This window comes from Pseudomonas sp. MAFF 730105, assembly GCF_055380705.1.
The window spans coordinates 3,958,220-3,971,524 of the sequence record NZ_AP018438.1 but is presented as its reverse complement, the minus strand read 5'-3'; the positions used below and the strand labels follow the sequence as shown (position 1 = coordinate 3,971,524).

The following is a 13,305-nucleotide window of genomic DNA, read 5'->3' as shown; positions in this document are numbered from 1 at the left end:
GACGACCTCGGCGAAGGTTTCCTGCTGACGGCCCAGGCGGTGGTCGAAGTGGGTGCGCGACGTGTCTGCGGCTACATGCATAGGGCGCTGGAGAGCCTGGTGCAGGCGCTGGAGCATGCACCTGACGCGCCGTTGCGCGAGTTGTCGATTGTACCTGCCGACGAGCGCGAGCAATTGCTGGTGGCGTTCAACGCCACTGACGCCGAGTATCCACTGGAGCAGACCATTCACGGCTTGTTCGAGGACCAGGTGCGGCGCACGCCGGATGCGCTGGCGGTGCGTCATGGCCGGCACCAGCTCAACTATCGCGAACTCAATGGACTCTCCAACCGGTTGGCCCATTACCTGCGCAAGCAGGGTGTGCAGCCGGACTCGCGGGTGGCGATCTGCGTCGAACGTGGTCTCGACATGGTCGTTGGGTTGCTGGCGATCCTGAAAGCCGGTGGCGGTTACGTGCCACTGGATCCGGCCTATCCGGCGGATCGGATTGCCTACATGCTGGAGGACAGTGCTCCGGCGGCGATCCTGGTGCAGACGGCCACACGTGGCTTGCTGGGCGAGACGGCAATCCCGTTGATCGATCTCGACAAAGGCATCTGGCAGGACGAGGCGGCGCCCAATCCGCAGGTCGATGGCCTGACGTCGGCGCATCTGGCCTACGTGATCTACACCTCCGGTTCCACCGGTTTGCCGAAAGGTGTGATGATCGAACACCGCAATACGGTGAATTTCCTGACCTGGGCCCATCGGTCATTCGATGCCAAAACCCTGTCCAAAACCCTGTTCTCGACCTCGCTGAACTTCGACCTGGCGGTCTACGAATGCTTCGCGCCGCTGACGTCGGGCGGCAGCATCGAAGTCGTCACTAATGTGCTGGAACTGCAGCAAGGCGAGCACGACATCACCCTGATCAACACCGTGCCGTCGGCGCTCAAGGCGTTGTTGGAATCCGGTGGGCTGGGTGAGGGTGTCGATACAGTCAACGTGGCCGGCGAAGCCCTCAAGCGCAGCCTGGTGGAGGCGCTGTTCGAGCAGACTTCAGTCAAACGCCTGTGCAACCTCTACGGTCCGTCGGAAACCACGACCTATTCGAGTTGGGTGTCGATGGCCCGTGAAGACGGGTTTGCCGCGCATATCGGTAAACCGGTGGCCAATACCCAGTTCTACCTGTTGGATGAACACAAACAGCCCGTACCGCTGGGCGTACCGGGTGAGATCTACATCGGCGGCGCGGGTGTCGCCCGTGGTTATCTCAATCGTGATGACCTGACGGCTGAGCGTTTCCTCAAGGATCCGTTCAGCAGCGAACCGAACGCCAGGATGTACAAGACCGGCGACCTCGGCCGTTACCTGCCGGACGGCAACATCGAATACCTGGGTCGCAACGACGACCAGGTGAAGATCCGCGGCTTCCGTATCGAACTGGGCGAGATCGAAGCCAAGCTCGCTCAGCACGAGGCCGTGAAGGAGGCGGTGGTGCTGGCCCGCGAGGACGTACCAGGCGACAAGCGTCTGGTCGCCTATTTCACCCAGTCAGAAACGGTGGACATCGAAACCCTGCGCCGCCACCTGCAAGCGCAGTTGCCGGAATACATGGTCCCGGTGGCCTACGTACTTCTCGCCACACTGCCGCTGACCCCCAACGGCAAGCTCGACCGCAAGGCCTTGCCGGCCCCGGACCTGGATTCGGTCATCACCCGCGGCTACGAAGCCCCCCGAGGCGAAATCGAAACGACCCTGGCGCAGATCTGGCAGGACCTGCTGGGCCTGCAACAGGTCGGCCGTCACGACCAATTCTTCGAATTGGGTGGCCATTCATTGCTGGCGATGCAACTGATCTCCCAGGTCCGTTTGCGCCTGGGCGTGGAGCTGAGCCTCACCGCTCTGTTCGCTCATCCCGGACTCATGGAACTGGCGCAGGCCGTGTCTCAGGCGGGGCGCAGCACATTGCCCGAGATTGTCAGGGCCTCCCGCGACGAACCCTTGCCGCTGTCGTTCGCCCAACAACGCCTGTGGTTCCTGGCGCAGATGGAAGGGGCCAGCTCGGCCTACCACATGCCGGCCGGCCTGCGCCTGCGCGGCACGCTGGACCACGTCGCCCTGCAGCGGGCACTGGATCGCATCGTTGCCCGCCATGAGGCGTTGCGCACGACTTTCGTACAGGCCCAGGGCGAGGAGCCCTGGCAGTGTATCGCCGCGGCCGATAGCGGTTTTGCCTTGCTGCAGCATGACTTTTCCGAGCGGATCGATGCCGAAACCGAAGTACACGCCTTGGCGGCGCGGGAAGCCGTCGACGCCTTCGACCTGGAGCATGGCCCGCTGATCCGTGGCCGATTGATCCGCCTGGGTGACGAGGAACATGTGCTGCTGGTGACCATGCACCACATCGTTTCGGATGCCTGGTCCATGGGGGTGTTGGTCAAGGAGCTGGCAGCGCTCTACGAAGCGTTCCGGCATGACCTGGACGATCCGCTGCCGACGCTGGCCGTGCAGTACGGCGACTATGCCCTGTGGCAACGCCGCTGGTTGAGTGGCGAGGTGTTGCAGACCCAGAGCCGCTATTGGCAGCAAACCCTGGCCGATGCGCCGGCGCTGCTGATGTTGCCGACGGACCGGGCGCGCCCGGCGCAGCAGGACTACAGCGGGGCGGCGCTGCCCCTGGCGTTCGACGCTGAGCTGACGGCCAATCTCAAAACCTTGAGCCAGCGTCACGGCGTCACCCTGTACATGACGTTGATGGCAGCTTGGGCGGCGCTGTTGAGTCGCCTTTGCGGGCAGGACGACGTGGTGATCGGTTCGCCGGTGGCCAACCGCACACGATCGGAAGTCGAAGGGCTGATTGGCTTCTTCGTCAACACCCTGGCCGTGCGTATCGATGTTTCGGGCGCACCGACGGTCGAGGCCTTGCTGGCGCGGGTCAGGCACCAGACCCTTGGTGCCCAGGCGCATCAGGACCTGCCGTTCGAGCAGGTGGTGGAAGTGCTCAATCCGGTACGCAGCCTGTCCCACAGCCCGCTGTTCCAGGCCATGTTGTCCTGGCAGACCCTGGACAACAGCGAGCTGGTGTTGGGCGACCTGAAGCTCGAAAGCCTTGGTGTGGCGAGCAATATCGCCAAGTTCGACCTGTCCCTGGAACTCGGCGAGGCCCAGGGGCAGATCTTCGGCGCCCTGGAATACGCCACGGCTTTGTTCGACGAGGCCACGGTGCAGCGTTACCTCGGTTATTTCGAGCGGGTGGTGCGTGCCATGGCGGCAAGTGACCAGACGCTGATCGAGCAGATCCCGCTGGTGGACGACGCCGAACGCCAGCATCTGCTGGTCGGGCTCAACGCGAACCAGGCACTGTACCCCCGTGAACAGACCATCCATCAACTCTTCGAGGCCCAGGTCGCGACCCGGCCGCAGGCCATTGCCGTGGTATTTGAAGGCGAGCGCCTGAGCTACGCCGAACTGAATCGCCAGGCCAACCAATTGGCCCATCACCTGATCGGTCTGGGCATCCGTCCGGACGACCGCGTGGCGATCTGTGTCGAGCGCAGCGCCGAAATGCTGGTGGGCCTGTTGGCGGTACTCAAGGCCGGCGGCGGTTACGTGCCGCTGGATCCGGCGTATCCGGCCGAACGATTGGCTTACATGATTGCCGACAGTGCCCCGGTAGCGCTGCTGACCCAGCGCGCACTGCAAGACCGCTTGCCGCCACTGGCTACGCCGGTGGTGCTGCTCGACTACGTCGAACGGGTGCGCAGCGGCATTGCCACAGGCCGCGAAGACAACCCGGTGGTGGCGAGCCTTGGCGTGCGTCACCTGGCCTACGTGATCTACACCTCGGGTTCGACCGGTGCGCCCAAGGGCGTGATGATCGAACACCGGGGCCTGGTCAACTACTGCGTGGATGCCGTGCGCCTGTTCGAACTGACGCCGGCCGACACGGTGCTGCAGCAAAACACGTTGAACTTCGACCTGTCGGTGGAAGAGATTTTCCCGGCGCTGGTCGCCGGCGCCACCCTGGCGCCGACCCGTGTGCTGTTCGGCAGTGTCGAGTTGCAGCAGGACGCCGGGCTCCGGCCAACCTTCGTGCATCTGACCGCTGCGCATTGGCATACCCTGGCGGCTGAATGGCACAGCACGCCGGCGCAGGCCCGCGATCATCTGTGCGACGTACGCCTGGTCAACGTCACCGGTGATGCCCTGTCGATGCAGAAACTGCAGATGTGGGACGCGGTACGCCCGGCCCATACCCGGCTGATCAACACCTATGGCCCGACCGAGGCGACTGTGTCGTGCACCGCCGCCTACATGCGCTACGACGCCGACGGCGCGGTCGGCAACGCCACCATCGGCACGCCGATGGCGAACACCCGTATCTACCTGCTGGACATGCACCGTCAGCCAGTGCCATTCGGCGTGGCGGGGGAGATCTACATCGGTGGCGATGGCGTGGCCCGGGGTTACCTGAACCTCGACGCGATCAATGCCGAGCGCTTCCTCGTCGATCCGTTCAGCGACCAGCCCGATGCCCGCATGTACAAGACCGGCGACCTGGCCCGTTATCGTCCCGACGGACGCATCGAGTACCTGGGGCGCAATGACTTCCAGGTCAAGGTGCGGGGATTCCGTATCGAGCTGGGTGAAATCGAAACCAGGCTCAGTCACTGCGCCGGGGTCAAGGAAGCGGCGGTGATCGTGCGCGAGGACACGCCAGGGGACAAGCGCCTGGTGGCCTATGTCGTGCCGCAGGTTGGCATCACTCTGAACGCTGCTGCCTTGCGCTCGGAGCTGTCGACGCTGCTGGCCGAGTACATGGTGCCGAGTGCGTTCGTCAGCCTGGCCGCGCTGCCGCTGACGCCGAACCGCAAGCTCGACCGCCAGGCATTGCCGGCGCCGGATGCCGAGGCCTTCGCCAGTCGTACGCATGTAGCGCCGCAAGGAGCCACGGAAGTCGCCCTGGCGCAGATCTGGCAGGGAATGCTCAACGTCGAAGCGGTGGGGCGTCACGACCACTTCTTCGAGCTGGGTGGGCATTCGTTGCTGGTGATGCGTTTGATTGCCCAGGTGCGCGAGCAGTTGGGGGTGGAACTGAGCCTGAACGAGGTCTTTGCCCAACCCGAGCTGAGCGCGTTGGCCCAAGTGCTGGCCCGAGCGGCACGCAGCACCCGTCCGGACATCGTGCCGGTGTCCCGTGAGCAGGCATTGCCGCTGTCGTTTGCCCAGCAACGCCTGTGGTTCCTCGCGCAGCTGGACAACGCCAGCGCGGCGTATCACATCCCCACCGGCTTGCGTCTGCGCGGTGCGCTGGACACCGCCGCCCTGGGCCGTGCCCTGGATCGCATCGTCGCCCGTCACGAAGCCTTGCGCACGACCTTTGTCCAAGGCCAGGAAGTGGAGCAACGCATTGCTCCGGCCGACATCGGTTTCGCCTTGCAACGGCATGACCTGTCCGCCCACCCGGATGCCGAGGCCGAGCTGTCGCGCATGGCCGGGGAGGAGGCGCGGCAGGCCTTCGACCTGAGCCGTGGCCCGCTGGCCCGTGGTCGCCTGGTGCGCATGGGCGATGCCGACCATGTGTTGCTGGTGACCCTGCACCACATCGTCTCGGACGGCTGGTCCGCCGATATCCTGACCCGTGAGCTGGGCGTGCTGTACGCGGCGTTCAGCCAAGGCCAGGACGACCCGCTGCCGGCCTTGTCGGTGCAATACGCCGACTACGCCGTCTGGCAGCGGCGCTGGCTCACCGGCGAGGTGTTGAGCCGCCAGGAACACTACTGGCAGGACACCCTGGCCGGTGCACCGGCATTGCTGACCTTGCCGACGGACCGGCCACGGCCGGCCCAGCAGGATCATTCCGGTCATGCGGTAGGGATCGCCTTCGATGAAGCGCTGACCGAAGGCCTCAAGGCCTTGAGCCAGCGTCATGGCGCCACGTTGTTCATGACGGTGATGGCCGCGTGGGCCGCGTTGCTGAGTCGGATGTCCGGGCAGGATGATGTCGTCATCGGTACGCCGACGGCGAACCGCATGCAGGCGGAGGTCGAAGACTTGATCGGCTTGTTCGTCAACACCCTGGCGGTGCGCGTCGAGGTTTCGCCCGAACTGACCGTCGAGACCTTGCTGCAACGGGTCAAGGCCCAGACCCTGGGCGCCCAGGCGCATCAGGATCTGCCGTTCGAACAGGTGGTGGAAGTGGTCCGGCCATTGCGCAGCCTGTCCCACAGCCCGGTGTTCCAGGCCATGTTGTCATGGCAGAACAGCGAAACCGGCGGGATGGAATTGTCCGAGCTGTCACTGCAAGGGTTGGGAGTGACCAGCCGCACCGCCAAGTTCGATGTGCTGCTGGACATGGCCCTGATCGACGGGCGCCTGTTCGGTTCGCTGGAGTACGCCACGGCACTGTTCGACCAGGCCACGATGGAGCGCTACCTCGGTTATCTCGAATGCATCTTGCACGCCATGGTTGCCGATGAGCAGGCCCTGGTGGCGCAGATCCCGCTGTTGGAAGACGCTGAGCGCCGGCATCTGCTGGAAGCCTTCAATGCTACAGCCGTCGACTATCCGCAAGGCCTGACCCTGCATGGCCTGTTCGAGGCACGGGTCACGACCTGTCCGGATGCCGTCGCCGTGGTGTTCGAAGCGCAACAACTGAGCTACGCCCAACTGAACCAGCGAGCCAACCAGATCGCCCACCGGTTGCTTGCCCTGGGCATTCGCCCGGATGACCGCGTGGCTGTCTGCATGGACCGCAGCGTGGAAATGGTCGCGGCGCTGCTGGGTATTCTGAAATCGGGCGCCGCCTACGTGCCGCTCGACCCGGATTATCCGGCCGACCGTTTGGCCTACATGCTGGAAAACAGCGCCCCAGCCGTGGTGCTGATCCAACGCGCCTTGCAGGCGAGCCTGCCCGCGACCGACGCCAGGGTGATGGTGTTCGAAGACGAAGACTGCGCCACGCAGCCGACCGGCAATCCGCAGGTCTCGGGCCTGCATGCCAGCCATTTGGCCTACGTCATCTACACCTCCGGTTCGACCGGCCTGCCCAAAGGCGTGATGAACGAGCATGGCGCGGTGGTCAACCGCCTGCTGTGGATGCAGGACGCCTACACACTGAGCGCCGCGGACGCGGTGCTGCAGAAGACCCCGTTCAGCTTCGACGTCTCGGTATGGGAGTTCTTCTGGCCGCTGTTCACCGGTGCGCGGCTGGTGATGGCGCGTCCCGGTGGACATCGCGACCCGGCGTACCTGCGCGAAGTGATCCAGACCCAAGGCATCACCACGCTGCACTTCGTCCCGTCGATGCTGGACGTGTTCCTGGCCCATGGCGAGGCTGGCGAGTGCGAAGGGCTGCGCCAGGTGATGTGCAGCGGCGAAGCCTTGCCGGGGCATCTGGTACGGCGCTTCAAGGCGCAATTGCCACAAACTGCGTTGCACAACCTGTACGGTCCGACCGAAGCGGCCGTCGACGTGACGGCGTGGGACTGTTCCGGTGCCGAGACGCCGGACAGCACGCCGATCGGCAAGCCGATCGCCAACACCCGGATCTATCTGCTCGACGCCCACCAGCAACCGGTGCCTATGGGCGTGGCCGGGGAGATCTACATCGGTGGCGTCCAGGTGGCGCGGGGTTATCTGCACCGTGCGGAGTTGACGGCCGAGCGTTTCCTCGCCGACCCGTTCAGCGACCGCCCGAATGCCCGAATGTACCGCACCGGCGACTTGGGGCGTTATCTGGCGGACGGCAACATCGACTACTTGGGGCGTAACGATGACCAGGTGAAGATCCGTGGCTTCCGTATCGAACTCGGCGAGATCGAGGCCAAGCTTGCCCAGCACGGGGCGATCAAGGAAGCCGTGGTGCTGGCTCGCGAAGACGCGCCGGGGGCCAAGCGCCTGGTGGCGTATTTCACCGTGCACGGTGACGAGCACCGCGTCGAGATCGAAAGTCTGCGAACTCAGTTGCAAGGGCAACTGCCGGAATACATGGTGCCGGCAGCCTATGTGCAACTTGAGGCGTTGCCGCTGACGCCGAATGGCAAGCTGGATCGCAAGGCGTTGCCGGCGCCGGACCTGTCGTCGGTCATTACCCGTGACTACGAAGCGCCGCAGGGTGCTGTGGAAACGACACTGGCACAGCTGTGGGCCGAGTTGCTCAAGGTCGAAAAGGTGGGACGTCATGACCATTTCTTCGAATTGGGTGGGCACTCGTTGTTGGCGGTCACGTTGATCGAGCGCATGCGCCAGGCCGGCTTGAGCGCCGATGTGCGCGTGCTGTTCGGCCAGCCGACCCTGGCCGCGTTGGCGGCAGCCGTGGGCGGCGCGACGGAAATCGTGGTGCCGGACAACGGCATCGTGCCGGGTTGTGAGCGGATCACCCCGCAGATGTTGCCGCTCGCCGACCTGACCCAGCAGGAAATCGACGCCATCGTCGCCGGCGTGCCCGGTGGCGTGAGCAATGTCCAGGACATCTACGCCCTGGCGCCGTTGCAGGAAGGGATTCTGTATCACCACCTGGTTTCGCCGCAGGGCGATCTCTATGTGCAGCAAGCCATGTTCAACCTCGATGACCGTGCCCGGCTGGATGCGTTCGTGAACGCGCTGCAGGGCGTGATCGACCGCCACGATATCCTGCGCACGGCCGTGCTCTGGGACGGCTTGCGCGAGCCGGTGCAGGTGGTGCTGCGGGAAGCGTCACTGGCGGTGCAGACCTGTACGGTCGAGCCGGGTCAGGACGTGATGGCTCAGCTTCGTGAGCGTTTCGACCCTCGGCACTATCGGCTCGATGTGCGCCAGGCACCCATGATGCGGCTTGCCTGTGCCTATGACGACGAGCACCAGCGCTGGGTCGCGCTGCTGCTGTTTCATCACATTGCACTCGATCACACCGCGCTGGAGGTGATCCAGCACGATATGCAAGCGTACTTGCTCGGGCAACAGGCACAGTTGGGCGATGCCGTGCCGTATCGCAACTACGTGGCCCAGGCCCGGCTTGGCGTGACGCAAAGCGCCCACGAGGCATTCTTCAGGGACATGCTCGCGGATATCCAGGAGCCGACCCTGCCATTCGGCCTGCAGGATGTGCAGGGCGACAGCCATGTCATCGAACAGGCCCGGTTGGGCGTGGACGACAGTTTGAATCGTCGTCTGCGGACACAATCGCGTCTGCTTGGCGTCAGCGCAGCGAGCCTGCATCACCTGGCCTGGGCGCGGGTGGTGGGCGCTGTGTCCGGGCGCGAAGACGTGGTGTTCGGTACCGTACTGATGGGCCGGATGCAGGGCGGTGAGGGGGCCGATCGGGCGCTGGGGTTGTTCATCAACACCTTGCCGCTGCGGGTTGACGTCGGCGTCGACGGGGCACGGGCAGGCGTCAAGACGACGCATACGCGTCTCACCGCGCTGCTGGGACACGAACATGCGTCGCTGGCGCTGGCACAGCGTTGCAGCGGTGTTGCTACGTCGACGCCGTTGTTCAGTGCGCTGCTGAACTACCGGCACACTGCGACGCAGGTCACCCAGGAGGCCCAGTCGGCCTGGAACGGGATCGAGGGGCTCGGCGGTGAGGAGTGGAGCAACTATCCACTGTCGCTGAACATCGACGATCTCGGCGAGGCCTTCGTGCTGACCGCCTTGGCGGAGTCGCGCATCGGGGCAGAACGCATCTGCGGCTACATGCACACGGCGCTGGAAAGCCTGGTCGATGCGCTTGAGCATGCGCCCGAGGTTCCCTTGCGTGAACTGTCGATATTGCCGGCAACGGAGCGCCGGCAACTGCTGGTCGACTTCAATGCGACCAACACAGTCTATCCCCGCGAGGAAACGGTCCACGGCCTATTCGAAGCCCAGGTCAGGGCCCGGCCTGACGGGATTGCACTTCAGCATGGGGCGCAGCAACTCACCTATCGGGAGCTGCACGAGCGAGCCAATCACCTGGCGCATTGCTTGCTTGAACGGGGTGTCCAGCCAGGGTCGCGGGTCGCGATCATGCTGAACCGTTCGTTCGAGCTCGTCATCAGCGAACTGGCGATCCTCAAGTGCGCCGCCGTCTATGTACCGCTGGATCACCATGCGCCCGAGGAGCGGCAGCGTTTCATGTTGCAAGACAGTGCCGCGGTGCTGGTGTTGACGACCCGTGACAGGGCCTTGCCGGAAGACATGCCGCGAGTGGACCTGGACACGCTGCAATTGCTCCAGGCTGCACGGCCGGCGGTGTTCCCCGACCAGACCAGCGATACACCGGCGTACATCATGTACACCTCAGGCTCGACGGGCCACCCGAAAGGGGTGATCGTGCCGCATCAGGCCATAGGCCGATTGGCGATCAACAACGGTTACGCTGATTTCGGTGTACAGGATCGCGTGGCGTTCGCCTCGAACCCGGCGTTCGACGCCAGTACGATGGAAGTGTGGGGGGCGTTGCTCAACGGCGGGCGCCTCGTGATCATCGATCACGAAACATTGCTCAGCCCGACGCAATTCGCCCAGGCGCTGACAGAGGCCGAAGTGTCGGTGCTGTTCCTCACCACCGCCATGTTCAATCAATACCTGATGTTGATTCCGGATGCCCTGGCAGGCCTGCGGATCCTGCTGTCCGGTGGCGAGCGCGGTGATCCGGCTTCCTTCCGGCGGCTGTTGGCCCATGCTCCCTCGCTGCGGCTGTTGAATTGCTATGGTCCCACCGAGACCACCACCTTTGCGACGACCCATGCGGTCACTGCCGTGCCCCATGGCGCAACGAGTGTTCCGATCGGCCGTCCTATTGCCAACACCCGGGTGTATATCCTCGATGCCGCGCGCCAACCGGTACCTGTGGGTGTCGCGGGGGAGATCCATATCGGTGGTGTCGGGGTAGCCCTCGGTTACCTGAACCGGCCGGACCTGACCGAGGAACGCTTCATTGCCGATCCGTTCAGCGATTCGGGCAGCGCGCGTCTGTACCGCAGTGGCGATCTTGGCCGCTGGCTGCCCGACGGCACCATCGAATACCTGGATCGCAATGACGGTCAGGTCAAAATACGTGGCTTCCGTATTGAGCTCGGTGAGATCGAGGCCCGTTTGCACGAGTGCCATGGGGTGCGCGAGGCCCTGGTGGTTGCGCGTGAAGACAGTCCGGGCGACAAGCGCCTGATCGCGTATTACACCGAGCACGAGAACGGTGGGGGCCTCGATGCAGACGTCCTGCGTGCCCAACTGCGCTCCGTGCTGCCGGAATACATGATCCCGGCGGCCTATGTGAGATTGACGGCGTTGCCGCTGACACTGAACGGCAAGGTCAACACCGGGGCGTTGCCAGTACCGGAACTGCACGCTTATGGGCGCCAGGGCTACGAGGCACCGCAAGGTGACCTGGAAGTCACGCTGGCAGGCTTGTGGGCCGACGTCCTGAAGCTGGAGCAGGTCGGTCGTCACGACAACTTCTTTGAGCTGGGCGGTCATTCATTGCTGGCAATCCGGCTGGTCGGGTTGTTGGCACAGGCCAACCTGACCGTCTCGCTGGCCGAGCTGTTCCAGCACGAAAGCGTGGCGTCGATGGCAGCGATGCTGCAGGCCCGCACCGAGGAGGTCCAGGTCAAGGAGGTCATCGTACCGGTGCGCACCACCGGCCAGCAGAATCCGCTGTTCCTGGTGCACGAGTTCAGTGGCCTGGACCTGTACTTCCCGATGCTGGGCAAGCACATCGACCCGGATATCCCGGTGTATGGCCTGCCTGCCGTCGAGTGGGGCGAGCCGCAGTTGCAGACGATGGAATGCATGGCCTCGCGGCTGGTGGGGATCATTCGCTCGGTACAGCCAGAAGGGCCTTATCGTCTGGCCGGCTGGTCGTTTGGTGGTGTGCTGGCCTACGAGACCGCGATCCAACTGATCGGCCTGGACGAGAAGGTCGAGTTCGTCGGCCTGATCGACAGCTACTTGCCTCGGCTGGTGGATCAGGGCCGGTCGCGCTGGGCGTTGGACGAAGCCCACAAGCTGCATCTGCTGGACCGCTGCGATGTGTTCTGGAGGGCTGCGTTGCCTGGCGAAGAAGTACTTGCAGCGATCCTGGAGAAACTGGTCGATCTGCAAGGACAGTTGGATCGATTCGATTTCGACGGCCTGGTGCAGCATTGCCGCGATGAGGCGGTGCTGCCTGCCGAGCTGGCCGTCTACAGTGCCGAGCAGCTCTGGCAGTACCTCGATCGCGAAGTGGCCCACGGTCATGCGTTGGCCCATTACATGGTGTACCCGATTTCCGTACCGGTGCATCTGCTGGTGGCCGAAGAGCGCAAGGACGACGCTCCCGAGCACGCAGGCTACCTGGGTTGGGACGCTGTCCTGCCGACGTCGCAGCTGCATTGCGTCAAGGTTCCGGGTAACCACCAGAGCATGATGCAGATGCCCCATGTCCAGGCGTTGGGCCAGGCCATCAGCGCTGCACTCCACACCGTCGCATCGCGTCCGGTGCCCTCAGCGAAGAGCGGTTACCAGCCGCTGCTGACGATCCAGGGCGGGCGCGCCGACCGGGCACCGATCTTCTGCGTACCGGGTGCCGGCGACAGCGTCACCGGTTTCATCGGCCTGACCGACGCCTTCGGCCCGGACTGGCCTATCCATGGGTTGCAACATCGGGGTCTGGACGGCAGCACAGAGCCTTTCAGCCTGGTGGAAACCGCCGCCCAGGCTTACCTCGAAGCCATCGACAAGGTGCAACCGGAGGGGCCGGTGCATCTGCTGGGGCATTCCTTCGGTGGCTGGATTGTCTTCGAGATGGCGGCTCGCCTGCACGCTCGTGGCCGCAAGGTGGCCTCGTTGACGTTGATCGACAGCGAATCGCCAGGCGGCAACGGCGTGGTGGGCAGGCCTTATACCGGGACTGGCGTGCTGAACCGGTTGATCGAGGCGATGCAACTGGCCTCGGGCAAATCCCTCGGTATCGATGCCACGGTGTTCGGTGCCCAGGACGATACGGCGCAGATGCGCTTGTTGCATGCCGGCATGGTCCGCGCCGGCATGTTGCCACAGCGTTCGGCGGTGGATTCGATGCGTGGTCCGGCGCGGGCCTTCGGTACGGCCCTGCGTACGGTTTATCAACCGCAACATCAATACACCGGGCCGGTGCGACTGGTGCTGGCGAATGATCCGACCCTGGATACCGCCGGCAACAAGCGCGAGCAACAGCAAATGATCGAAGGGTGGCGCAAGCATGTACCGGACCTGAGCATCTGGTACGGGCCGGGCAACCACTTCACGATTCTCAAGGCACCACACGTACATAACCTGGCTGCCTGGTGGCAGGACGGCCTTCCCATGCTCGATGAGGAGGAGGCCAGTGACTACGTCTAG

1 protein-coding gene (running past one end of the window) is annotated in these 13,305 nt (G+C 64.2%); it reads left to right on the top strand.

The features are described 5' to 3' along the window. On the top strand, nucleotides 1-13,305 hold the final stretch of the coding sequence (locus tag PCOSP_RS17205) for a non-ribosomal peptide synthase/polyketide synthase (protein ID WP_464709127.1). The gene continues 17,592 nt to the left of window position 1, outside the view; 13,305 of the gene's 30,897 nt are visible here — the last part of the coding sequence; the start codon falls outside the window, past its left edge; the stop codon is at nucleotides 13,303-13,305.